The 23,682-nt window shown below is 46.0% G+C and carries 22 protein-coding genes; 7 read left to right on the top strand and 15 right to left on the bottom strand.

What is annotated here, in order from left to right:
• Window positions 1–94: 94 nt before the first annotated feature.
• The 6 genes from P2W83_RS09830 to P2W83_RS09805 all read right to left on the bottom strand — a co-directional run bounded on the left by P2W83_RS09830 (window position 95) and on the right by P2W83_RS09805 (window position 10,378).
• Complete coding sequence (locus P2W83_RS09830) at window positions 95–1,996, bottom strand: T9SS type A sorting domain-containing protein (protein WP_276133547.1); 1,902 nt, start codon at window positions 1,994–1,996, stop codon at window positions 95–97.
• Window positions 1,997–2,038: 42 nt separating this feature from the next.
• On the bottom strand, window positions 2,039–4,093 hold the full coding sequence (locus P2W83_RS09825; protein WP_276133546.1) for a T9SS type A sorting domain-containing protein: 2,055 nt from the start codon (window positions 4,091–4,093) through the stop codon (window positions 2,039–2,041).
• A gap of 137 nt (window positions 4,094–4,230) precedes the next feature.
• A complete protein-coding gene (locus P2W83_RS09820; RefSeq protein ID WP_276133545.1) occupies window positions 4,231–6,126 on the bottom strand; it encodes a T9SS type A sorting domain-containing protein in 1,896 nt (631 codons plus the stop codon).
• A 182-nt stretch (window positions 6,127–6,308) separates the two neighbouring features.
• Window positions 6,309–7,367, bottom strand: coding sequence for a class I fructose-bisphosphate aldolase (locus P2W83_RS09815; protein WP_276133544.1), 1,059 nt, complete (start codon window positions 7,365–7,367; stop codon window positions 6,309–6,311).
• Between the two features lie 80 nt (window positions 7,368–7,447).
• Entirely contained in the window at window positions 7,448–8,983 is a 1,536-nt protein-coding gene (locus tag P2W83_RS09810; RefSeq protein ID WP_276133543.1) for a hypothetical protein, read from the bottom strand.
• 36 nt (window positions 8,984–9,019) lie between these two features.
• Window positions 9,020–10,378: a hypothetical protein gene (locus P2W83_RS09805; protein ID WP_276133542.1), complete on the bottom strand. Its 1,359-nt coding sequence runs from the start codon at window positions 10,376–10,378 to the stop codon at window positions 9,020–9,022.
• A gap of 255 nt (window positions 10,379–10,633) precedes the next feature.
• On the opposite strand from P2W83_RS09805, the gene P2W83_RS09800 reads away from it, so the two are divergent.
• Entirely contained in the window at window positions 10,634–12,142 is a 1,509-nt protein-coding gene (locus P2W83_RS09800) for a hypothetical protein (RefSeq protein WP_276133541.1), read from the top strand.
• A 25-nt stretch (window positions 12,143–12,167) separates the two neighbouring features.
• Here the strand turns inward: P2W83_RS09800 and P2W83_RS09795 are convergent, their stop codons facing one another.
• Genes P2W83_RS09795 through P2W83_RS09785 form a run of 3 tightly spaced genes read right to left on the bottom strand, consistent with a single transcriptional unit; the run spans window position 12,168 to window position 14,674 of the window.
• Complete coding sequence (locus P2W83_RS09795; RefSeq protein WP_276133540.1) at window positions 12,168–12,950, bottom strand: helical backbone metal receptor; 783 nt, start codon at window positions 12,948–12,950, stop codon at window positions 12,168–12,170.
• Window positions 12,947–13,297: a hypothetical protein gene (locus P2W83_RS09790; RefSeq protein WP_276133539.1), complete on the bottom strand. Its 351-nt coding sequence runs from the start codon at window positions 13,295–13,297 to the stop codon at window positions 12,947–12,949. The genes P2W83_RS09795 and P2W83_RS09790 overlap by 4 nt, the downstream gene beginning before the upstream one ends.
• 3 nt (window positions 13,298–13,300) lie before the next feature.
• Window positions 13,301–14,674 (bottom strand): pyridoxal-phosphate dependent enzyme, encoded by a 1,374-nt coding sequence (locus P2W83_RS09785; RefSeq protein WP_276133538.1) that lies wholly within the window; start codon window positions 14,672–14,674, stop codon window positions 13,301–13,303.
• Between the two features lie 85 nt (window positions 14,675–14,759).
• Between P2W83_RS09785 and P2W83_RS09780 the strand changes: the two genes are divergently transcribed.
• The 6 genes from P2W83_RS09780 (at window position 14,760) to P2W83_RS09755 (ending at window position 19,761) form a co-directional block, all read left to right on the top strand.
• Window positions 14,760–15,266, top strand: a complete 507-nt coding sequence (locus P2W83_RS09780) for a pyridoxamine 5'-phosphate oxidase family protein (RefSeq protein WP_276133537.1) — start codon at window positions 14,760–14,762, stop codon at window positions 15,264–15,266.
• A 119-nt stretch (window positions 15,267–15,385) separates the two neighbouring features.
• On the top strand, window positions 15,386–15,937 hold the full coding sequence (locus P2W83_RS09775) for a hypothetical protein (protein ID WP_276133536.1): 552 nt from the start codon (window positions 15,386–15,388) through the stop codon (window positions 15,935–15,937).
• A 113-nt stretch (window positions 15,938–16,050) separates the two neighbouring features.
• Window positions 16,051–16,986 carry a malate dehydrogenase gene (gene mdh, locus P2W83_RS09770; RefSeq protein WP_276133535.1) on the top strand — a complete coding sequence of 312 codons (936 nt, stop codon included), beginning with the start codon at window positions 16,051–16,053 and terminating at the stop codon, window positions 16,984–16,986.
• 81 nt (window positions 16,987–17,067) lie between these two features.
• Complete coding sequence (locus P2W83_RS09765; RefSeq protein ID WP_276133534.1) at window positions 17,068–17,709, top strand: hypothetical protein; 642 nt, start codon at window positions 17,068–17,070, stop codon at window positions 17,707–17,709.
• Between the two features lie 57 nt (window positions 17,710–17,766).
• Window positions 17,767–19,272, top strand: a complete 1,506-nt coding sequence (locus tag P2W83_RS09760; RefSeq protein ID WP_276133533.1) for a S41 family peptidase — start codon at window positions 17,767–17,769, stop codon at window positions 19,270–19,272.
• A gap of 9 nt (window positions 19,273–19,281) precedes the next feature.
• Window positions 19,282–19,761 carry a DinB family protein gene (locus tag P2W83_RS09755; RefSeq protein WP_276133532.1) on the top strand — a complete coding sequence of 160 codons (480 nt, stop codon included), beginning with the start codon at window positions 19,282–19,284 and terminating at the stop codon, window positions 19,759–19,761.
• On the opposite strand, the gene P2W83_RS09750 is transcribed toward P2W83_RS09755, so the two are convergent.
• The 6 genes from P2W83_RS09750 to P2W83_RS09725 all read right to left on the bottom strand — a co-directional run bounded on the left by P2W83_RS09750 (window position 19,758) and on the right by P2W83_RS09725 (window position 23,654).
• The gene (locus tag P2W83_RS09750) at window positions 19,758–20,318 is read right to left on the bottom strand and encodes a hypothetical protein (RefSeq protein ID WP_276133531.1); all 561 of its coding nucleotides are present in this window, start codon (window positions 20,316–20,318) and stop codon (window positions 19,758–19,760) included. The two genes, P2W83_RS09755 and P2W83_RS09750, sit on opposite strands and share 4 nt — an antisense overlap.
• Before the next feature lie 115 nt (window positions 20,319–20,433).
• Entirely contained in the window at window positions 20,434–21,435 is a 1,002-nt protein-coding gene (locus P2W83_RS09745; protein WP_276133530.1) for a DUF5777 family beta-barrel protein, read from the bottom strand.
• 26 nt (window positions 21,436–21,461) lie between these two features.
• A complete protein-coding gene (locus P2W83_RS09740; RefSeq protein WP_276133529.1) occupies window positions 21,462–22,007 on the bottom strand; it encodes a YceI family protein in 546 nt (181 codons plus the stop codon).
• A 39-nt stretch (window positions 22,008–22,046) separates the two neighbouring features.
• Entirely contained in the window at window positions 22,047–22,427 is a 381-nt protein-coding gene (locus tag P2W83_RS09735; protein WP_276133528.1) for a hypothetical protein, read from the bottom strand.
• Between the two features lie 56 nt (window positions 22,428–22,483).
• Window positions 22,484–23,203: a c-type cytochrome domain-containing protein gene (locus P2W83_RS09730; RefSeq protein ID WP_276133527.1), complete on the bottom strand. Its 720-nt coding sequence runs from the start codon at window positions 23,201–23,203 to the stop codon at window positions 22,484–22,486.
• 37 nt (window positions 23,204–23,240) lie between these two features.
• Window positions 23,241–23,654, bottom strand: a complete 414-nt coding sequence (locus P2W83_RS09725; RefSeq protein ID WP_276133526.1) for an OB-fold protein — start codon at window positions 23,652–23,654, stop codon at window positions 23,241–23,243.
• Between the last annotated feature and the right edge of the window lie 28 nt (window positions 23,655–23,682).

Below are 23,682 nucleotides of genomic sequence, written 5' to 3'. Positions count from 1 at the left end.
TTTAACTCTAAAATCATTAACAAGAGAACAACGACCGGTAATGAGAAAGCCATACTGTTGTATGGCTTTCTTGTATAATTGGCATTTTCATTTTCTACTCTTTGGTGAACTTAACTGATTGTAACTGTTCACCATCTGATATCTTTAGCAGGTAAATACCCGCTGGCAATTCAGAAGTATTTATTTCCTGAATGGCGTTACCAGCTGCCAGATATTTTAGAACAACAGCACCAGTTACGTCGGTAACAGTAATCATAGAGTTTGCAATATCGCCTTTGAGATAAAGCTTATCCCGTGTAGGGTTAGGATATATCTGTAGCGCGTCGCCTTGTTGCTGAATTGATACATTGGTCATTCCGGTTCTCAATGTGACGGTTGACCATTGAGAGAAGGTAAACATGCTGTTACATTTTGTCCTTACATGCAGATAATAATCTTTACCATCGTCTGGCAGAGTGAGTCCGGTATACGGCGTATAAAGTGGACTGCCGAAAGCTGGATCTACGGTTGAGTTTGTCAGTGTATATTCATACCCCACTGCTGTCGGTATAGGATCCCAGAAGGCATAAGGCGTGTTTGTGCCAAGGCCATTTACCTGCACTATTGGTGCATAACATACCATCAGCGTAACAAATGAATCGAGACGCCATGCAGAAGTATCCGCAGCAAAACACCGCGCCCGCACATGCAGATAATACTTAGAGTTAGGCACTAAGCCTGAAAGGTGTGCAGCAAAGCCCGATGTATTTTTATACGTCGTTGGTGAAAGTTTGCTGAAGTCAACTGCATAGTCGTATCCGGACGCGTTAGGCATCTGGCTCCACAACAGGTCGGTCGTGCTATCGGTAATATTACTGATCAACACATTGGCAGGGGTACTGCAAACCGGCATAGTGAACTGCTGATTTAACCATACTGATTTATCTGCCACGGCGCAAACATTCCGGACGTGCACGTAATAGCTGGCGCCACCAGTGAGACCACTAAGTGATATGCTGGTTGTAGTTGTAGATGTACCATTACCTGATGGACTTCCAGAATTTTGATCGATCACATACTCATACCCCTGTGTTAAGGGAACAGGCGACCAACTTAATATGCCCGTGCTGGTAGAGGTTGGCACCACACTAACAACTGACGGTGCATAACAGGACACAAAATTCTGAGTAGTGAACGAGATTGTAACCCAGGATGAAAAAGAGCTGGAACTGCATTTGTTTCTCACATGCACGTAATAGGTTGTATTCGGTGTCAGCGAAGTAGCGTTAAAACTAGTTGACGTTGTCAACGTGCCCGAACCCGATGGGTTTGCGGATGTCTGATCAACAACATATTCATATCCTATTGAACCGGACACAGCCGACCAGTTCAGCGCTGCTGAATTGTTGGTTACACTGCCGGAAGCAAGGCCCGTAGGCGCACTGCATGGAGTGCCAGGAGTAAGATCAAAACCAAGACGCATCACACGTGCCTGCAGGCTGCCGGTTGAAGATGAGGTAGTGCCGTAAAGTGTTCTGTCTGTTGCAGCTGTTGAGTTATCGCAAATAGCAGACATACTGGTAGTATAACCCTGCTGCGATGCTTCCACAATGAAATTTTGACTGGCAGTATAAAAAAACGGCGTCTGCAAAGGTATCTCTATCCATCCTCCGCTATTGGTGGTAAAACTGGCAGTATTTGAATACACCGTGGTTAATCCCGTAGCAAAAGGCCCGGCAGTAAAAGTGCTCAGGCTGGTATAACCCATTTTAATGACCAGCGTTGTAAAACTGAAGCTGGTTCCTGAACTTGGCTGGAAATACACCTTGGTTATCGTACCGACCGGAGCAGTTGGAAAATCCGATGGATAGTAAATGTTCTGGCGGATGTTGGTTGTACCACCTAGCGGGATAGAATTTCCAACTGAAGTGGTTATCGAATAAGTGTATTGTTGTGCACCCGCTTTGGACATGCACAACAACAAAAGCAAAGCGGTCAATAGGTGAAATCTTTTCATTTTAACCTGGTTTATTTTGACGTTAACTGATTAGGTTACAGCTTATAGCTTCACAAACTTCACCTGGGTCAATGTTTCATCATTCAACCTGAACAAGTAGATGCCCGCTGGTAAATGGCTCGCATTTATTTGCTGGTTGTCCTGCCTGATCACATCGCTCACCAGCACGCGTCCCGCCATATCAACTATGCTATACTTCGTACCTGCTAGTGCTTTTTTAACGTAAAGCACCTCGTTAACAGGGTTCGGATATACTTCTACACCGCTGCTGGTAACGACAGGTATATCGGTCATACCCGTGCGCAAAGCAACTGTAGACCATTGCGAGAACGTAAACATGCTGTTACATTTCGTTCTTACATGCAAATAATAGTCTTTGCCATCGTCCGGTAAGGTCAAACCCGTAAACGGAGTGTAGATGGGATTACCAAAAGCCGGATCGGCTGTTGTATTTGTTAGCGTATACTCATAACCTACTGCAGTTGGTATTGGATCCCAGAAGGAATATGGTGTGTTTGTGCCGAGGCCATTTACCTGCACTATCGGTGCATAGCAAACCATCAGCGTCACAAATGAATCAAGTCGCCAGGCTGAAGTATCTGCAGCAAAACACCGCGACCGCACGTGCAAGTAATATTTTGAGTTAGGCACTAACCCAGACAGGTGCGCAGCAAAGCCGTTTGAATTTTTATACGTTGTTGGTGGAAGTTTACTAAAGTCTGCTGCATAGTCGTAACCCGAAGCATTAGGCATCTGGCTCCACAACAAGTCCGTTGTACTATCAGTGATATTGCTGATCAAAACATTTGTAGGAGTGTTACATACTGGCATGGTGAATTGTTGATGCAGCCATACAGATTTATCGACCGGTGAACAAACATTTCTTACGTGAACGTAATAGCTTGCACCGCTTGTAAGACCAGCGAGGGTTGTACTGGTAGTTGCAAGCGGGGTACCATTACCTGCAGGATTGCCAGAATTTTGGTTGATCACATACTCATAGCCTGTCGTTCCTGGTACGGGCGACCAACTCAATATTGCAGTACTGGTGGAGGTTGGCACAACACTCGCTACAGCAGGGGCTGAACACGACACAAAATTCTGAGTAGTGAACGAGGTGGTAACCCAGCTTGAAAACGAAGATGCACTACACTTGTTTCGCACGTGGATATAGTACGTAGTATTAGGATTCAGACCAGAAGCGTTATAATTGGTGGTAGAGACCAACGTTCCTGAGCCAGAAGGGTTGGCCAATGTTTGATCGAGCACATATTCGTATCCTATTGAACCCGCCACAGAATTCCATGTCAACGATGCGCTATTGTTGCTAACGCTGCCTGCTGCAAGGCCGGTTGGTGCTGAACAGGTTGACGCGAGCAGATCAATATTCCAGGTGTTTGATATTTCTGTTGCGCTCAGTGCGCGGTTATACATCCTGAACTCATCCAGCTTTGCACCGGAAGGAAGGCAATTATTGCTGCCGTAGCCGCCAATGAGGAAGCCGCTACCGCCGGTTAGTACAAGATTATTCGGTTGCGAGACGGTTGTTGACAATACACCATTGATATAACCTTTTATGGCCGGGATCGTTGGATCGTACACATAGGTACAAACAACCGGTGTACCGATTGCGTCAAAAACGTTGTATAAAAATACATCTGTCATTCCCGTGGCACGGATCTCGAGATTACCGGCACCTGCTACCACGCCCGAACCAGTAAGCGCGCGGAATGTAACACCACCAGCGTCGCCAAACATGTAGTTGGAACTGAGGGCGTTAGTAACCCCACTAAACCACATGGATATTGTCCACGGTCCGGATAAATTCAAACTTGCGCCTGAATTGAAATTATTTGAGCTGGACACACCGCCGTTGCCAGACAGGGCACTATTAAATTGCCCTCCGGTTGTAAGTGTCAAAGCTGTGAGCGTGCCGGTGGTACTGACCTTGGTACCTGTCTGGGCATCGTTGTTAACAGACGAGCCAGAAGCAGTGTTGAACTGGAAATACATTAGCTCCGGTACCTGGGCAAAAAGAGCTGATGTGGTTAAAAGGACCAGTATAAAAGTCGAAATAGCAAGGTAGAACTTTCTCATTTTAAGGCCGTTTTTATGTTATTACTGAAATTAATAACATTTTCAGCCAAAACATTAAATAAAAATTAAAATGACATTAAAAAAATATGTCGGACATTATTGTTTTAATGTCCGACATAGCAACTACTAAAAACCACTTACTGCTTTACGAATCGGGATTGTGTTGATCCTTCATCGTTCAATTTGAGCAAGTACACTCCTGATGATAAACGACTTGCATCAATTTGCTGAACATTCTGCGTGATCACGCCATCTATCAATACGCGTCCAGCCATATCTATTACTGCGTAAACAGTTCCAGGTTGCGCATTCTTAATGAATAGCCAATCGCTGACAGGATTGGGATATATCTCGGCATGCTGTTTTCCCACGGCAGATATACTCGTCATCCCCGTGCGCAGTGCAACCGTTGACCAGGGCGAGAATGTGAACATGCTATTACATTTTGATCGCACGTGCAGGTAATAGTCCTTACCATCTGCAGGCAGCTCTAACTCGGTATAAGTAGTATACACTGTAGTACCAAAAGCAGGTTCCTGCGAAGTATTCTTCAGCGCATATTCATAAGCGACTGCGGTAGGTACAGCATCCCAGAAAGCGTAAGGAACATTAGTACCTAAATTATTTACCTGCACAATAGGTGCATAACATACCATCTTCGTAATGAATGAATCTAGTCGCCAGTCAGATGCATCAGACGCAAAACATTTGGAACGGACATGTACATAATACTTTGAGTTAGGCACAAGGTCATCGAGATGAGCAGCAATATTGGTTGTGGTTTGAATACCAATTGTAGGTGGCAGAATACTGAAGTTAACGGCATAATCGTAACCGTTGGCACTCGGCATTTGACTCCAAAGTAGGTCAGCAGAACTGTCACTTACATTGCTGATCAGCATGTTGGTTGGCTTATTACAAACAGGCATAGTGAATTGAAAATGATTCCACGATGATTTATCCCCGCCGCCACAAACATTGCGCACGTGCGCCCAGTAAGTAGCTCCACTTGTAAGACCTGAGAAAGATGTACTGGTAGTTGCGGTGGCTGCTCCGTTGCCTGCCGGGTTACCCGAAGCCTGGTTGATCACCCACTCATAACCTGTAGTGCTCGCACCAGGTGACCAACTGAGCACACCCGCGCTGGCTGTAAGATTGCTTACACTAACAGCAGTAACCGGAAAGCAGGAAGTAAGGGTTGTAAATGACGTCGTTGTCCAACCGGAAAAGGATGTAGAGCTGCACGAATTGCGCACGTGCATATAATAAGTTGTGGACTGCGTAAGACCAGATGCATTATAATTAGTTCCTGTGGTTGACGTACCTGCTGTTGGCGGAGTTGCTGAAGTCGTAAGTGCGTATTCATACCCTTGCGAACCGCTCACTGTAGGCCAGCTTAGTGTTGCCGCAGTTGCTGTCACATTTGATGCTGTCACACTGGCAACGGAAGTACACGCTGGCATAAATGTGATCGAACCGGTAAAAGCACGTGGACTGTTACTTCCCCCATAGCCTATGTTCATGCCGCTGATCTGCTCATTGCACACTCTTAACGCAACACTGTTTGAAGTGAACGAGGTAGGTGAAGGACAGCTACTTCCCGACCCGCTGTAATAGTTTGTACCGGTAGTATTCAGCGCAAAGCGGTACACTGCGTTATTCGGGATCAGGAAACTCATACCTGTGATCACAGGATTGACGCCCGTTGAAGTTATGCCCGAAACTACATTAGAAGCAACTTGAGTCCACGTGGGCGTTCCTAATGTACCGGGAGAACCGCTAAGCGAAGTTGAACTATACCATAGCGTTGACGTAGTGTTATTGTGCGACGTGGTGGTCCAGTTGCCCACTGCAGTAAGAATGATTCCGCCACCGCTGTTATTTTCAACCACAAACGTGACGAAACTGTTGGTACCAGAGCTATTGGTTCCGGTATAACCGCTGCTTCCTACGGTAGTGTTGATGGTAGTTTGCGCTATTGTATTAAGGGAACATGAAAGCGCTGCCAGGAGGAAAAGATAAAGGTTTCGCATAGACTGTATGTATTTAATAATGGTCAAGAAGAAGTGCTTCATCGCACCAATACTAAATTTATCCTATACAACAGGCGACACCTTGAAAAACCGATTAAATAAAACTTAATAGGTAATTAAAAAAGAATAAAAAAAGGCCGCCTGAAGGCAGCCTTTTTAATATTGATTAGCTCAGCGTGAACTTACGCCAGCGTGATGTCTTTATCAAGGTAAACGTCCTGGATAGTGTTCAGCAGTTCCACACCATCTTTCATTGGCTTTTGGAATGCTTTACGTCCGCTGATCAGACCCATACCACCTGCACGTTTGTTTACCACCGCGGTCATTACAGCTTCAGCCATATCAGAAGCACCTTTAGATTCACCACCTGAGTTGATGAGACCTACACGACCCATGTAGCAGTTAGCTACCTGGTAGCGGCACAGATCGATCGGGTGATCAGTAGTCAGTTCTTCGTATACTTTCTTGTGCGTCTTACCAAAGTTCAGGGCAGTGTAGCCACCGTTGTTGGTAGGAAGCTTTTGTTTGATGATATCAGCCTGCAGGGTCACACCCAGGTGGTTAGCTTGAGCAGTAAGATCAGCAGCGGTATGATAATCAACACCGTCTTTCTTGAAACCTGGGTTACGCAGGTAGCACCATAGTACAGTTGCCATACCCAGTTCGTGCGCATATTCAAAAGCTTTACCGATCTCAACGATCTGGCGGGCGCTTTCATCAGAACCGAAGTAGATAGTAGCGCCGATAGCCGTAGCACCCATGTTCCATGCATCGCGGATGGTGCCGAACATGATCTGGTCGAAACGGTTAGGGTAAGAAATGAATTCGTTATGGTTCACCTTTACGATGAAAGGTATCTTGTGCGCATATTTGCGGGCAACTGCACCCAGTACGCCATAAGTAGAAGCAACTGCGTTGCAACCACCTTCCATGGCCAGTTTCACGATATTTTCAGGATCGAAATAGATAGGATTTGGAGCGAAAGACGCACCGGCGCTGTGCTCGATACCCTGGTCAACTGGCAGGATAGACACGAAACCGGTACCGGCAAGACGACCGTGATTGTTCAGGGCCTGGATGCTGCGGATAGTCTGGATGTTCCTGTTTGAAGGGATCCATACGTTATCTACGCTGTCAGCCGATGGAGTATGCAGCTGAGATTTGTCAATCGTTTTGCAGGTATGATCAAGATAGAATCCGGCCTGGTCGCCCAACAGATCTTGAATTTTTTTCGATGCCATATAAAGGTGGTATTTTATTAAAAGTGCCGCAAAGGTAGCAATAAAAGGAAAAGGTCGTATATGCGATTATCAATAATTGTTTAAGGGTTCACCAGGAACACCTTAAGACCTGACAACCTACCCTGCGACACCTCGGGAAACGGCACCCCGGCCTCGTCTCTGAATTGGAAATCGTTGCCGTCAATATTCGGCTGGTAGTGGAAATAGTATTTCACCCGGTAGCGGCGCATTTCCTGCAACAGTTGCTGTTTGGGGACGTCCGAATGAGGCATATTATAATAACGACAGCCAGAAAAATAGGCCAGCCTGGCTACCGCCGGCATTTGCGGACCATAAACAACATTGGCGGTAAAACTCCCGTTTACATTTAAAGCCTTTAGCTTCTTTGCTGTTTGATGCTCTGTCCTACCCTCGTTGGCCATCCCCTTCATGTCCCAAATGGGCCATACAAGATAGCTTAGCGCAAATACCGCAGCCACGATCTTCGCGTAGCCACCCATATTTTCACGGAACCGTTGTATAGCCAGCGCGCCCAGCACCATACTCAGCGGCAGCATATACCAGATGTACCTTGCCTCGAAATTGATGAGCACAAAGCCCAGTGGGAATAGCAGGAACGACAGTGTAAGTACGCGAAGTTTCCGGTCAAACACCATGCGTAAGCGCGACGCAAAAAGGACTCCCCAAGCCAGGATCCAGGTTGCCAGCATAAAAGCCGATATCTCACCCATGCTCTTTACCATTTTCAGCAGGTTGAAGCCCGCCTTTACGATCTGTAGTAGAAATAATCTCAGGCCATTCCAGAAATGCGGAGTGTCACCATTTACCAGGTAAGGGTCTTCCCAATAATAAGGCGAGTCATGATAGATGGGTGGAACCAGCGCCTTGATACCGTCGGCCCAAAGCGGATGCCCAACAAGATACCATGATGTATTTAAGGTGCCGGCGGTAGAGGTGGTTATGATCCCGTATTTATTATACAGCAGATATATCCACCAGCTACTACAAACGATCATTACTACAACAGGAAATACAGATGCTTTTATCCAGCCATTGCCTTTTTCATCTTCAAGCCTGCTAAGGAAGTAACTACAGCAAACCGTATTGAGTATGAAGAAGGGGAAAGCATACGCTTTGGCGAAATAAGCCAATACGCCAATGACGCCGTTCAATACCCACAGGCGCGGCCTATGCAGATAACCGGCACTGAGCATAACCCGAAGGCTGGTCAACAGGAAAACACATTCCCAAAGATCATCGAAGGTTTGTTTGAATGTGGCGTAGAGTAAAAAACCAGCAAGCGCACTATTCAGCGCCCATTGCAGCCTGCGCTCTATGGCAAACAGTATGAAAAGTGAATGGCTGACGAACAAAAAGCACAGCGCCCCAAGTGCATTAGCAATGATGGCAGCCGGAAAAGCAGCTAACCCTGTCTTAATGCCCAGCGCCGTCAACCAACAACTCCACGGACTCCAGTAGCCGTTCACCGCCCGGGCGAAATCGTCGGCAGCATAGCGCCTGGAGATGGTGAGGTATGCAGTAGCATCGGGATCAACGAAGTATTGATAGTAGGGGTAAATAACCAACAGGCCTATGCACAGGAGCAAGCCTGACAACAGCGCCGGTTTGTATGTGGTATTGTTTTGCAACGATCAGGCAACGGTTGATGCAATAATAGCTTTATTGTGGTGCTTCCGCAATACGCTTTGATAGCCAAGCGTAGCGCACCCGATGGTGAGCAAAGATATCGGCATGAAATAACGTGAGTTGGCAATAGGCCCGGTAGTGATCGCAAAATAACCTATAAGCAATACAACCATCAACCGGATGGCCAGGTATTGGTCGCGGTCCAACAAAAAAATGAACAGCCCAACCAGCCTCAGGCAGTTAAACAGCAAAACCACTATTGCCAGGAAGAATGAAGGGTTCTCTTCAATGTATTGCCACAGCGCCTGGAAGCCTCCTTTTTTAAAAGTGGCATAGAACCCTACTTTGCTGCCTTTATAAAGATTGCCCAATGTCAGCCTGCCTGTAAACATATCCCACTCTCCTTTTCCCGGATCAACCAGCAACCTTGCGCTGTGTTTCAGGTGGTACAGCATATAGGGTGCAAAATTCTCCTTAAGAAGTTCTACCCCTCGTTTATTAGCATAGTCGTACCGTTCTGTAAAATCGGGCATTGCTGCTATTTTTTCCCGCTCGCTGTCCAGGAAATCCTGCGCATAGGCGGCTCCTTGTGTATCGCTGAAATAGAAATAGTAATAATAGATGGCATTGAATGACTGGTTGCTGGAAAAATGCACTTTCCCTGTGCGCGTGTAATTCCAACTCATATAACTAAACACCAACAACAGCGGAATAGCTGCAGCTAACAAAGCCCTGAAGTAACCAGTGTTCCAACGGGCCGCTATATACAACAACAATACGCAATGCACCAGCGCAAACGGGTATAATACCGGCTTAGTAAACAGGCCTACTATCAATGCCGCGCTCATCCAGAATGCATTGCGCCACCGTTTTGTTTTCCATAGCCAGGTGAAGTGTCGGAAATATACCAGTACGCAGGTTTGTAAAAACAGGTCAGGAACAATTGTGTTGGTATGCACAAACTGCGCGGGATACAAAATGATAAAGGCTACCAGTAGGTAGTCCATGTGCCGGGTATAGCCAAGCTTACGCAGTGTATCGCGCAGGTAAAAGATATTAAAGATCGAAAGCAGGTTCTGCAGAATGATCACTACCCAATTGTTGACCGTAAACAAATAGACAAAAGCGAGGAACAACGGGTAAACGGGCGGGCGGATAGTCAGGTATTCCGCTTCGACAGGCAGAGCCGGGTTACCGGCATAGAACCAACCATGGTTTTTTATGTTCAGCGCTGCGTACACATACTCGAACGAATCTCCGGTATAGATCCTCTTATAATTGAGGGCTATGACAAAGAAAAAACCGTGCACTACCAGCAGCAGCAGCAAAAAACGGAAATCTCTTTTAGTAAGTATCCTGTTCATAGTGGGTAACTCTCCCAGCCTGCTTTTCAGTCTGAACGAATTGTCATTTTTAAACTACTTAGCCTACAGCGCCTGTTTCAACGAAATACAATGTTACAATTTGCTACTGAACTTGTAGGTTTATTATTTTGCAACCGCCTCGCACAAGCTATTTTGCATTGCCAACGTGCCGATAACAAATATACAACAAAAAATTAATTAAATCAAAATCACTATCAATCCTTCCCCATTAATAGATAATTTTTGCAGTACACTATGAAGAAACTGACTATAGCAGTGCTAAGCCTGCTTGCTCACCCGACTTTCGCGCAATTCAAAGAGATTATAATAGGAACAGATGGCCAGCCTATCTATGGGCAGCAGCTTACTCTCCCCAATCCCATCACTTATTTTGACATCGACACGCTTAAGCAGCAACTGGTTATTGTTTCAACTCCACCACGAACCGGCGACAAAGAGGAACTGACATTTGTTGACCTTAAGAACCAAAAGCTGACCTGGTCCATCAAGCCCGATACCCGTACCTACGGTGTTAAAATGGCTCAACAAGGAATTACCCGATATGACGGGCGACGCACTGATTACCTGAGCAAGGCAAATGGTATGACCACTTTTTCGAAAAAAGGGCAGCTGGCAGGCATCGATCCACATTTCAACACTGTTATCGATCAAACGGGGAATGTGTTCAACCCGGAAAATGGACAAAGGATAGCTAATGCCGGGACACAACACCGTTATGGCGTAAACGAGGCAAAGCACATAGATAACAATACCTATGTCATTGCAGCCGACGGGCTGTTCGGAGTAAATACAAAGACAGGCAAAAGCTGGGGCTATCCCTCAAAAACCGGCTGGGACTATCACAAGGGTCAAAGATTTGAAGTTGCCAATTCCAGCCTCGTATTCGTTTCCACACTGGCATTGGGTGCGATCGGTGGAGTTGCCGCGGCTCATGCAACCGGTCAGCTCGGTAATGGAACCGCGATCAGCAATGCCAACTCAAACATCCTTGTAGACGGGAACCTAGCTTATTTTGCTTCGCTGGAAAACCTGGTAGCTGTAGATATCAACACGGGTATTAAGAAGTTCGAAACTCCTCTCAATGGCGCGAAAACGAGCTCCTCGATCCTTTCTGCTAATGGAGATGATATTTTTCTCATAAACCAGGGCTACGTACCCACAGGACAAAATACATTCATGCTATGCGGACATCCCTTTTTCGCATGTTACGACAAGCATACGGGGAAGCCGATATACATGGATAGCCTTGGAACAAAGGGTGTGATCGCGTCCTGGCAACTTATTGGTCAAACATTTTTTGCGAATTACAATGACCAATATATCGTTGCAATAAACACGACAACCGGAGAGCGTATTTTCACTAAAAATCTAAAGAAAACAGGACTATCACCGATAGCCACATTTATTGATCCGCGTACAACCTACGTAGAACAAAAAGGTGGCACTTATAAATTGCTCGCAGAAGCCTATCCAGGAAAATTCTTTGTTAAAGACAAAGGAAACTTCATTTACAGTTTTGACAATGGAGCTACTACAGCCGAACGTTTTATGCTACCTGTATGGCAAACTGTGCAGCACAAGGGCAAAACACTGATGCTAAGCGACAAAGCGCTGGTCATATTAAAAGACGGAAAAAATTCAGCGATACTCAATCTTGACAATGCAATAATCGCCGGAAACAAAGCAATTGGCATCAACCGAAACAGCATCACAATTGCTGATCTGAATGCAGTAGCGAATTAACGCACCATCACTGGTTAGAACATGGTTAGCTGTTGGATATTGCCTGCATATACCCTACTGCCTTCAACATCCTACTCCCATACCAGCTGAACATTTCGCCGTCTACGAGTTTCACATCAGCATTGGGGAGAATAGCTTTGATCTCGTCAATGTGTTTTTCTTTGAAAGGAAAAGGCTCTGAAGAAAGCAATACGAGTTCAGGGTTGTATTCTTTCAGCTCCTCAAGCGTGATCTCGGGATAGCGAGATCTATCGGCAAACACATTCTGCCAACCAATGGTGTGTATCATGTTGCTGATGAATGTGTCTTTACCTACACTCATCCAGGGTTTGTACCAGATGAAATACGCTACGCGTTTAGGAGCGGTGGCACGTTTCAGCGCATTAAAGCCGCCAACTACATGATCAACGATCCCGGCAGCCTTATGCTCTTTCCCAGCCAGCTGACCAACTACCTGTATCATTTGCAGTGCCTGCGGTATATTCTGTATGTCGCTCAGCCAGACTGGAAACTCTTTGGCAAGTTCTTCTATCTGATCCTGCGTATTTTCTTCTTTATTAGCGATGATGAGATCAGGCTTTAAGTCGCGGATCTTATCGATGTACAACTGCTTGGTTCCGCCTATTCTTGTTTTGCTGCGAAACCACGCCTCAGGATGCACACAGAATTTGGTGATGCCTACTACTTCTTCGTCAAGACCGAGATCATACAGCAATTCTGTTTGCGAGGGAACCACAGACACAATGCGTTTGGGTGGATATGAATACTCCACCTCCCTGCCCATCATATCTATTATTGTGCGCCTCATTCGAAATACCTGAAATAGAACAGTACAAAAAATGAGAAGAGGATATCTACAGGGAACAAGGCATCTGTAAAGTAAGCCAGGTCGGTAGGCGATTTTAATGCAAAGTGTAGAATGAGATTAAGCGCAGTAAGACCCAGGTAGGCATAAGCTGCCCACTTCCTCATATCGCAGATGAACAGCCAGCTGACAGCATAAGCTAGCAGCCATATCGGTTGCAGCCAGATGGGCGAGCTTAATGGCTCGCTGCTGTAATCATAAATGCTGTACAGCAGCAGCCCGATATGAAATAAAGCCACCAGTGGGAATAGTACCGGTGGCTTTTTTATAAAACGTTGAATGAAGCTCATTGATTACCCTTTGCTAAACGCGTTCAGAATATCGTACTTGGTAAGGATATGATGCTGACCGCTTTCGTCTTTGGTCAGGATGGCGCCATTCTCTTTAGTGATGTAGTGCGTCAGCCTTTCCAGCGGTGTGTCCATGCTCACTTCAGGTAGCGCCGGCTCTTTCACATCGGCTATCAGGAAGTCCTTCACGTCGGCATTCTCGATCAGTTTTTTGAACAAGCCTGCTTGTGTGATAGCGCCTGTTACGTCGCCGCCTTTCGTTACCGGTATCTGCTCGATATCATATTTCTTCATCAGCTCCAGTGCATCGCTCACCTTTGCATCTTCATCTATCGTTACCAGCCTGCGGCGGCCCAGGCCACCTATCAGGTCTTTTACTGTATCAACATCCAGGAAACCACGATCCAGCATCCACTCGTCGTTATATACTTTACCTACATAACGGCTACCGTGGTCGTGGAAGATCACTACAACAACGTCTGTAGGTTTCAATTCAGCTTTCAGTTGTTTCAAACCAGCTATTACCGAACCGGCAGAATAACCAGCGAAGATGCCTTCTTCTTTAGCGATCTTACGAGCCATTACCGCACCGTCTTTATCGGTCACTTTTTCAAATTTGTCGATGGCTTCTTTGATATAGTTCTGCGGAAGGAAGTCTTCACCAAAACCTTCAGATATATACGGATATACCTCGCCCATGTCCAGCTCGCCAGTTTCAAACCATTTTTTCAACAGCGAACCGTAGGTGTCTATCGCCCAAACTTTGACATTCGGATTCTTTTCTTTCAGGTACATACCCGTACCTACGATAGTACCACCGGTACCTGCGGCTACTACCAGGTGCGTGATTTTACCTTCGGTTTGTTCCCAAATCTCCGGACCAGTTTGTTCGTAGTGCGCCTGGCGGTTAGCCAGGTTGTCGTACTGGTTCACATACCAGCTGTTAGGTATCTCTGTAGATAGGCGTTTTGATACAGAATAATAAGAACGCGGATCTTCAGGCTCTACGTTTGTTGGGCAAACGATCACCTCAGCACCCAGGGCTTTCAGGATATCCGCTTTTTCTTTCGATTGTTTATCGGTAGTAGCGAATATGCACTTGTAGCCTTTCACGATGGCGGCCAGCGCCAGTCCCATACCGGTATTACCAGAAGTACCTTCTATTATAGTACCGCCCGGTTTGATCTTACCTTCTTTTTCAGCCACTTCCAGCATCTTCAGAGCCATACGGTCTTTGATAGAGTTGCCCGGATTGAAGCTCTCCACTTTGGCGTACACCGTGCAAGGCAGGTCAGATGTCACCTTATGCAGCTTGATCAGCGGGGTATTACCAATGGTTTGCAGTATGTTATCGTAAACGCGCTTGTTGGGATTCATGGCGCGAAGGTAAAAAATAGTTTTGAACAGCCTGAAAAGCACATATATGGCAGGGTTTTGTAGTTAGTTGGCCAAAACAAACCTGATGGGCAATACCAAAAACCTGGAGCAGAAAGAAGCCATTGAAAAAATGAAGAAAATGGCCAAAGATGTAGACATATGCATGTTTTGCACACAATTGGCTCAAACACCGTTCGAAGTGCGGCCCATGAGTACGCAGGGTGTGGATGACGAGGGGAATTTTTGGTTCTTCAGTGGGAAAGACAGCGACAAGGACCGCGAGATCAAACAGGATGACAAAGTTCAGCTGCCGTATGCCGACAGGAACAACTCAGAATACATGACCGTTTTTGGCCATGCAGACGTGCTCTACGACCGTCAGAAAATTGAAGAACTGTGGAAGCCGCACGCTAAAGCCTGGTTTACAGAAGGTAAAGATGATCCCAATATCAGCGTCATCAGGGTCAGGCCCGAACAAGGATATTATTGGGATACCAAACATGGCGGCATGGTGGCATATTTTAAAATGATGGTATCGGCTGCGGTGGGCAAAACCATGGACGACAGCATTGACGGGAGCATAAAACCCTAACGGTTTTATTAATTGCTCGTTAACTGGTTACAAACCAGCCGTTAAAACCTCATGGGTGGTTGGAGGCTACGGCAAAATGTTTGCATATTTGCAGTGCAGATAACAGTACCTCTGCCCACATGAAAAAGTTCGCCATCCTTTTCATATCAACTTTTGGCTGTTGCATGGCCTCTTATGCGCAGAACGTAGGCTCTTCTCAGATGCTGATGATGAGCCTGTCGAATGTGATTGAAGTATCATTTGGCGGCAACAATTCTGGTTTCGACGGACCGATATCCATGCAATTCAAAAACCCGGGCGACTATATACATGGTATAGAATCGCCGAAACAAGAGATCAGGGTACGCACCAACAAATCTTTTAATGTGAACGTGCATGCCAAGTCGGGCATGTTCAATTATAGCGGGGCACAATACCCCGCCCCGGAAATGCCGATAGACAGCACCCTGAGCATGTCGGTAAGCGACAATGGCAGAGGTGGCACCATAGCACCGGGCACCGGCGGCAACAACCAGTATTTCCCACTTTCTACCGAAAGCCAGAACGTGATCATTGGCGGCGGTACGGGTGGCAACCAGAACTATTCGGTGAAATACAAGACCAAACCGGGCCAAAGCATCCCCGAAGGCACCTACGCCGTCGACCTCATCTATACGGCATCGCAGGAGTAAGCCGCATTAAATCCCAAAATTCAGGCATTCCAAAATGGCGTCCCAATGGGATAAATAGCTGTATTGCCCTATATTTGCAGCCATTCTCTAACAGACAAAAACTATACAATAAAATGAAAGTAACCGTAGTGGGTGCAGGCGCAGTAGGCGCAACTTGCGCTGACAACATTGCCCGCAAAGAATTGGTAGAAGAGCTGGTGCTCGTTGACATTAAAGAAGGTTTTGCTGAAGGTAAAGCTCTCGACATTATGCAAACAGCATCGTTGCTGGGCTTTGACACACGTGTTATAGGCAGCACGAACGACTATAGCAAAACTGCTAACTCTGACGTTTGCGTTATCACTTCTGGTATTCCCCGCAAACCAGGTATGACCCGCGAAGAACTGATCGGCACTAACGCTAAGATCGTTGAAGGTGTTGCGAAAAGCCTGCTCGAGTATTCACCTAATGCTATCATCGTGGTGATCAGCAACCCAATGGATACTATGACTTACCTGACGCTGAAAGCTACAGGCCTTCCTAAGAACCGTATCATTGGTATGGGCGGTATCCTGGACAGCGCACGTTTCAAATGCTACCTGCAAGCTGCACTGGATTGCTCTCCAAACGACCTGCACGGTGTTGTGATCGGTGGTCACGGTGATACTACCATGATACCTCTTACTCGCCTGGCTACGCTGAACGGTACTCCGGTTAGCAACTTCCTGAGCGCAGAACAACTGAAACAAATTTCTGCCGACACAATGGTGGGCGGTGCTACCCTGACCAAACTGCTGGGTACATCTGCATGGTATGCACCAGGTGCTGCAGGAGCTGCACTGGTTGAAAGCATCATCCGCAACGAAAAGAAAGTATTCCCTTGCTGCGTATCGCTGGAAGGTGAGTACGGTCAAAACGATATCTGCCTGGGCGTACCTGTAGTAGTAGGTCGCAACGGTTGGGAAAAAATTATCGATTACAAACTGAATGCTGAAGAGCAAGAACTGTTCAACAAATCGGCTGAAGCAGTACGCAACATGAACCAGGTACTGGATACACTGGTAGCGTAATTGGCATTCCTAATATTTCTGAAAAGCCCCGCAATAACGCGGGGCTTTTTTCTGTTTATATTTATACTAACGCAACTACCGATGATCCGACACTTGCCGCTGCTTACCGCTTTTCTATGTACGATCAAGATTGCCGCAGCACAGGAGCGGTCATTTAGCTTCGGCGTGGGGCCCGCGGTGACGTATGGATTTACCCAACAGGTCGATGATCCCGTATCCCGTGGATATTCATCGCGATTCAGGTTTATGACGACATCGAAGACTAGCGTTTTAAAAGGCGTAAGCATCGACCTAACTGAAGTATCAACCATGGATACGGCCAAAGTAACAGAGTTTAAACGGACGTACGTCTACCGCATTCGCCACAACTACGGCCATCCAGCCATTGCCCTGACCGCTAACTTGGGCAGGGAAATAAGAAAAGGCGGCTCCAGCCTTAGCTATTACGGATCTGCCGGGCCCGTGTTCGGCTTTTCATCGAACGGCAGCATTGGACTGATGGTGGGCGGAGCAACAAGGTATTTTTACTACCTCGAGAAAAACATCGCGATAGGCGTTGAAGTATCGCCGCGGGTCTATTACATCAGGATGTTCAACCCGCCGGCACGTATGGATCACAACGCAGTTTTTGCCACACTGCCTGCCACAATCAATTTCTGCTTTACGCTTGGCAATAAAAAGAAGAAGCAATCAGAAGAACAGACTGAGGTACAAGCCGAATAAGCTTCACCCAAAGGCTGGTAAAAGAATAATTGTATTTTGTGGTATCATACCACAACCATGCGATTTTCGACTTTACGCATCTTAGGCTGTTTACTGGCTCTATCCTTCACTAGCAATGCGATTGCCCAGGAACGTTCGGACTACACTCCCGGAATGCAATTCACTGCGGAGCAATTGAAAGAAGACCTGCATGTGCTGCATGAAACACTGACAGAACTAGACCCTGCACTTTATCGTTATAAAACAAAGAAGCAGGTTGACTCGATGTTTGTAGCGCAATCGGCGCATATCAACCAGCCGATGACCGAAGAAGCTTTTAGAAAAGATATCGTATTACCTGCGATCGTTTTTCTGCAAGACCTGCATTTTGTTGTGTACCCTTCGCGTGCAGCTGAAGCTTACCTCGCAGAGAATGGATACTACTTTCCTTTCGATATCAAGATCGCAAATGGCAAAATGTATCTCTGGGTAAACCACTCGGAGAAACCTGAAATTGCTGCTAAGCATGTAACCGAAGTATTGAAGATCAACAATGTTCCGGCATCCACCATCATCAACAAGCTAAAGCAGTATATCGTAGCCGATGGTGCAGCTACACAAACAAAGAAGTTGCGCGATATCGAAGCTTCATTCCGCAGTTACTACAGCATAGCCTACGGAAGACCACAACAATTCGACCTCCAGATAAAAGAATATCCTGAAGGCAAAACAAGTAATGTAAAAGTGCCTGCTGCAAAGTGGCGAACGATTGAAGACAGCAGGACAAGACAACACATCGGCCAAACGCCCCCTCCGGGATTTCTACTTTTTACAGATGGACAAACAGCGGTATTAACGTTACGCAGCTTCGACCCGAATGTATTTGGCATGACGGATGCACAGTTGGAAAAGTTCATCGACTCCAGCTTTGCTGTTGTAAACGAAGTGAAAGTAAAAAACCTGGTGCTCGACATACGCGGCAACTATGGTGGCCGGATGAATTATCCCGGCAAAGTTTACAGCCATCTTACTGATAGTGATTTCAAATTTATAGATAGGGTTGAATTACGCTATCCCCACATGTTCCCTTCGGTAGTGCATACATCGCTTGGCAGAAGTTTCCTGACCAATACTTATGGCATGCGTTTAGACACAGTGTTGAAAGGCGATAGCATTTATGTATGGGACACTTACCAGTGGACCTTCGTCCAAAAGCCGTCTAAGACACCATTTACAGGCAAGCTGTATGTACTGGCTGATGGATATACATTCTCGACTACCGGCTTGTTGGCTTCTATGCTAAGGGCAAAGAGGAATAACACTGTTTTCATTGGAGAAGAAACAGGCGGCGCATTTGAAGGGTGCAGCGGCAACCTGCCTATGGTGATGTTGCCGAACTCGCAGCTGAGGGTTCACTTTCCTATTCGTAAATTCGTATCTCCGGCTGCAAGCCACCCGGAGACAAATAAAGGCCAGAATGCGCGTGGCGTGATACCTGACATTGAGGTAAACGCCACCATAGACCAGCTACTTTCCGGCGACGACCCTGTTTACAACAGGGCGATGCAATTGATCAACAAATAAACACACCATATGAAACACACAGCCACGCAACTACTCAACACCATGCAGCAGGCGCTGCCGCTGCTAAGAACGATCGCAGATGCAGAAGCCTCCATCAAACCGGCACCGGGAAAATGGTCTAAAAAAGAGATCATCGGCCACCTGGTAGACTCGGCAGCCAACAACCAGCAAAAGTTCGTACGCACCATCATGCATACCGAGCATGATTTCCCACCCTATGCGCAGGACGAATGGGTGGCAGTGCAGCGTTACAACGACGCCTCCTGGCAAAACATCCTGAACCTGTGGGAAGATTACAATATTCATTTGGCCCATATCATTCAGCACCTGCCAGCAGATGCGTTGCAACACACGATATCCATAGGCGGCAAAGGTCCATTTACACTTGAATTCATTGCACAGGACTATGTGGAGCATTTGAAACACCACCTGAAGGCAGTGCTACCGGAAGCAGAGTTCCTCGGTAATTATTTTAAGAACGTCTATTAGTTTGCCAGTAGAGCAAGGCCCCAGACAATTATCAGTTCCATTATCGCCAATACTATAACTGCACCGGCGGTCGCTGCAAGCAATATAGGCTTGTTTCCTACACGGGTTTTATTCACCAAAACCAATTGGGTAAATATTGTTTTAGATACCTGCCAGCGATAGACTATAAAACCTAGCAGCAGCAAGTTGTAAAACGCTACCCTGATTATCAATGCTGCACTGCCAACACAGTATATATCCACTAGCAAAATTGAAAACAAAACCGGCAATGCCAGCAGGACACCTATGATAACTGTTCGGCTAAAAAGCAGCAACGCGGCTGCAGCTATCTGAATGATACCTATAAAATAGGTAAGCAACTTGTTCTTATAGAACCAGTACCATGTTAGGTGAAACAGATCTACATCTTTCAGTGGTGTATTTAATACCTGCGGCGACGCATTATTGAACATGCCACCGGTCAGCTTAGAAACTCCATACTCCACCAGCATATACGCTAAGTATACCCGCGCGGCCAGTTCAAATACCGCTATTGTTTTTTGTGTTTGTATTTTCACAAGCAATCTTAGTCGTTCAACAATAAACCTAATAATAACAACGCAAAAAGCTCCTGTTTATGCATAAGAAAAGCCACCTGTTAAGGTGGCTTTTTCAATATCGATGTATTTATCCTTACCAGATCTTGTTGCGTGAAGTCTCAAAACCTTTCGGCCTTACAATAGTGAACACACGCGAAATGTTGAATCCGAAGTGGATGCCACCATCAAACCAATCGTCTGAACTTTGGCCAATGAACGCACGTTCCGTCATAGCAATTGCATTGGTCAGCATCAGCTGGAATACGTGTCCGCCGGTCTCGATGTCCATACCCAGCGACACCGAGTTGTGGTAACCATTCAGTTCATTAAAACGGTAGTAGTATTCACCTGTGAGCGAAATACGGTTAGACAGTTTTACGCGTCCTCCAATACCAAGTGCAAATATGTTATTCGGCTCATCCCGCGTAGGCACCAGGTTGTAATGGATATGAGTCGGCATCAGTTGAAGCGAGAACACATTGCTGAACTTTTTGGCCAGTATCAACTGGTTTACAAAATAGAGCCTGTTGGTAAAATGGTATTGCGGGATCACCGTGTCGCCTGTTGCACTGTCTACTACTGCAGAATATACGGGAGCAGGCATGGTTTGTACAGACACACCACCCATATAGCTCAGTGATACAGGCATCGAATTGCTCTCCGTCTGGCGCAACAATTTCACCTTTGCAAAACCACCAATTTCTTTTTGATAAGTACTCCTGTTCAGGCCAACCATCAACCAGTCTGTAACACCATAATCGAACCCGATCATGGTATTGGCAGCATCCAGGCCGAAGAAATCCCTCAAGCCAGAATTAACAGGACCAAAGCGGTGGCTCACGCGAAAATCGAGGACACCTTTCGGTGTATTCTCGATACTATGGCCGTTAATAACGCGCGTAGACTTGAATGTCGCTGATACGTATTCTTTTTTCTTTGGAGCGGCATTTCCTTCTTCCTCCAGCATATTCATCAGATCGTCCGATGAATCTTTCTCCTCAGTTTGCTGCTTTTTTTTATCGTCTTGTGCAAACAGCACTGATGGTGTTGAAACTACCACCAATGCTGTGAATAGAATTGCTGATGTGAGGCGCATAGTTATTTTTTAACGGGCCTAAGATATTACTTTTGAGTTAGAATACTGTTTACCGTTACCTCTATTGTCTTCGCCACTTTTCCTTCCACCATTTTAGGTATCGAGATATTGTAATCTGCTGTCTTTACATTGAATTTTGAACTTACAGTAGCAGTGTTGCCTTTTACTACAACGGTGCCGGGCATGCTAACATCGCGTGTTACGCCGTGTATGGTAAGCTTACCATTCGTCTTTACGTTGTAAGTGCCGTCTTTAGAAAAGTTAACACCACTTAGATCTACGATCTTTCCCTTAAATTCTGCTTTAGGAAACTTATCGCTTTCCATATAGTTCTCATTAAAGTGCTCTTGCATCAGCGCCTTTTCAAATTTAAAGCTTTTGATAGGCACCTGGAAAACAACATCACCTGATTTCGAATCAACAATTCCGGCCACCTCGTTATTGAATGCCTCGATATTCTCTAAAGATGTAGCTGAAAAGAAAGAGGCTTTGCCTGTGCGTGTCATGTATTTCTGGGCAAATAGGGTTGTGGAGCTGCATACCAAAACCGCTACGATCATCATCTTTTTCATACACTATGCTTTTTGATCTATTCTATTTAAACTGATTTCTTAGTTGTTTAACGCACCCTGGTTCACCCAGTTGGTGATCAGGGTAATGGATGCCTGATCAAGTTTAGGCATTCCCTTAGGCATTTGCGAAAAGCCACTTTCCCAATTGATAGCACCCAGCAGGCGGTTGTTGGTCACTGCCGATTTTACGCCGGCATAATTAGTGAAGTTATATCCACCACCCAGGCCGTTAGCGTCATGACAACCTGCTGTCGCACATTTAGAATCTATTATCGGCTTTACCTGCGTTGCAAAAGACACGGTGTCACCGCCGCCTGGTGTCGGGGTCGGATTAGACGGTGTGGGGTAAAGATCCTGTTCATTGTCATTATAGCAACCGGCCAATACAACCATCGATAACACTACAAGAAGCTTTTTCATGCTTTTTATTTAGACTTTTGGAATGAGTATAAGTTAAAAATACAAATTACTAAACCTTAGTTATTCTGCGCCCCTGCAGCTATCCATTTTTCTACCTGCAATATCTGGCAATCTGACAATTTACTCCCTCCCTGCGGCATTGCCTGGTACCCCGTCAAATGTTTGATAGCGCCCAACATCCGGCCATTCAGTGCTACTGTTTTAACACCATCATAACTATCCAACATAATTCCGCCAGATGCTGCGGCTGAATTGTGACACCCCCTGCAGTACTGCTCCGTAAGCGGTTTAATAGCCGAAGAATACTTGAAATTGGTCGAATCACAACCACTGCTACACGTTGTATTTTTTGCCCCTTCGTTTATCCATCTTTTTATCAGCGCTATTTGCGTGGCCGTCAGTCCCGGGCGTGGAGGCGGTGGCATGCGCTTATCGTCATTGTCTTCCGTTATCTTTTCAAACAATTCTGTTTCGTTGGCATTGCCTGAAACAAACTCTTTGCTCACAATAGAGTTGTAATCGGTGAACTGGAAGCCATCCTGCTTGCTTACAGCATCGTGGCAACCACTCATCGCGCAGTTTGACAAAAATATAGGCAATATGTCTCGCTGAAAACAAAGAACTGTATCAACAGATGTTGGATTTGGATTTGGATTGGGATTAGGGCCAGGATTGGGTGTTGGCGTCGGGGCGCCTGATGGTTGAGGCGTGTTCTCGTGTTTACACCCAGTTCCGATCATTGCAGCCAAAGCGATAAACAAAAAAACCTTTCTCATAGTCTATATCCATTTTTAGGGTTCGGTCTTTAAAGCTCTATTTGACAATACAATCTGTCAACAACACGTCGAACATTGTATTACCAGAGCAAAATCCCTTAACCGTTACCGTCTTACCCGTTTCCAGCACTACATCTTTTTCGCGCATCGTACATTGCACATTCAGTGTAGGGTCATCTCCCTGTACGATCACCACCGGGATACCATCCTGGTTTTTTGTGATCTCACTCACCGTGCCGGTAACTTCAAGAGCTTTATTCAGATACTTCTGGTTCGCTTTTGCTTCGTCCGTGCTGAAATCTGTACAGAGTTGCGTAGCTGTAACTGGAATACCCTTACTATCCTCTACCTTCTCAGGTGCCTTGTTCCACATTACCACTCCAACGCCCGCTCCTATTGCTACAAGCGCTCCAACAAAAACAAGTATCAGCGGCCATTTTTTTCTTTTCATCTGAATTGGTTTCAAAAATAAATGTTAG

The sequence above is a fragment of the Polluticoccus soli genome, assembly GCF_029269745.1.
GTDB lineage: Bacteria > Bacteroidota > Bacteroidia > Chitinophagales > Chitinophagaceae > Polluticoccus > Polluticoccus soli.
The sequence above is the reverse complement of the archived record's forward strand: the minus strand, read 5'-3'. Positions and strand labels throughout refer to the sequence as shown.

Bases quoted from the DNA above. Each gene is read 5' to 3' on its own strand.
- P2W83_RS09830 (WP_276133547.1), bottom strand. From the start codon at position 1,996: ATGAAAAGATTTCACCTATTGACCGCTTTGCTTTTGTTGTTGTGCATG.
- P2W83_RS09825 (WP_276133546.1), bottom strand. From the start codon at position 4,093: ATGAGAAAGTTCTACCTTGCTATTTCGACTTTTATACTGGTCCTTTTA.
- P2W83_RS09820 (WP_276133545.1), bottom strand. From the start codon at position 6,126: ATGCGAAACCTTTATCTTTTCCTCCTGGCAGCGCTTTCATGTTCCCTT.
- P2W83_RS09815 (WP_276133544.1), bottom strand. From the start codon at position 7,367: ATGGCATCGAAAAAAATTCAAGATCTGTTGGGCGACCAGGCCGGATTC.
- P2W83_RS09805 (WP_276133542.1), bottom strand. From the start codon at position 10,378: ATGAACAGGATACTTACTAAAAGAGATTTCCGTTTTTTGCTGCTGCTG.
- P2W83_RS09800 (WP_276133541.1), top strand. From the start codon at position 10,634: ATGAAGAAACTGACTATAGCAGTGCTAAGCCTGCTTGCTCACCCGACT.
- P2W83_RS09795 (WP_276133540.1), bottom strand. From the start codon at position 12,950: ATGAGGCGCACAATAATAGATATGATGGGCAGGGAGGTGGAGTATTCA.
- P2W83_RS09790 (WP_276133539.1), bottom strand. From the start codon at position 13,297: ATGAGCTTCATTCAACGTTTTATAAAAAAGCCACCGGTACTATTCCCA.
- P2W83_RS09785 (WP_276133538.1), bottom strand. From the start codon at position 14,674: ATGAATCCCAACAAGCGCGTTTACGATAACATACTGCAAACCATTGGT.
- P2W83_RS09780 (WP_276133537.1), top strand. From the start codon at position 14,760: ATGGGCAATACCAAAAACCTGGAGCAGAAAGAAGCCATTGAAAAAATG.
- P2W83_RS09775 (WP_276133536.1), top strand. From the start codon at position 15,386: ATGAAAAAGTTCGCCATCCTTTTCATATCAACTTTTGGCTGTTGCATG.
- mdh (WP_276133535.1), top strand. From the start codon at position 16,051: ATGAAAGTAACCGTAGTGGGTGCAGGCGCAGTAGGCGCAACTTGCGCT.
- P2W83_RS09765 (WP_276133534.1), top strand. From the start codon at position 17,068: ATGATCCGACACTTGCCGCTGCTTACCGCTTTTCTATGTACGATCAAG.
- P2W83_RS09760 (WP_276133533.1), top strand. From the start codon at position 17,767: ATGCGATTTTCGACTTTACGCATCTTAGGCTGTTTACTGGCTCTATCC.
- P2W83_RS09755 (WP_276133532.1), top strand. From the start codon at position 19,282: ATGAAACACACAGCCACGCAACTACTCAACACCATGCAGCAGGCGCTG.
- P2W83_RS09745 (WP_276133530.1), bottom strand. From the start codon at position 21,435: ATGCGCCTCACATCAGCAATTCTATTCACAGCATTGGTGGTAGTTTCA.
- P2W83_RS09740 (WP_276133529.1), bottom strand. From the start codon at position 22,007: ATGAAAAAGATGATGATCGTAGCGGTTTTGGTATGCAGCTCCACAACC.
- P2W83_RS09735 (WP_276133528.1), bottom strand. From the start codon at position 22,427: ATGAAAAAGCTTCTTGTAGTGTTATCGATGGTTGTATTGGCCGGTTGC.
- P2W83_RS09730 (WP_276133527.1), bottom strand. From the start codon at position 23,203: ATGAGAAAGGTTTTTTTGTTTATCGCTTTGGCTGCAATGATCGGAACT.
- P2W83_RS09725 (WP_276133526.1), bottom strand. From the start codon at position 23,654: ATGAAAAGAAAAAAATGGCCGCTGATACTTGTTTTTGTTGGAGCGCTT.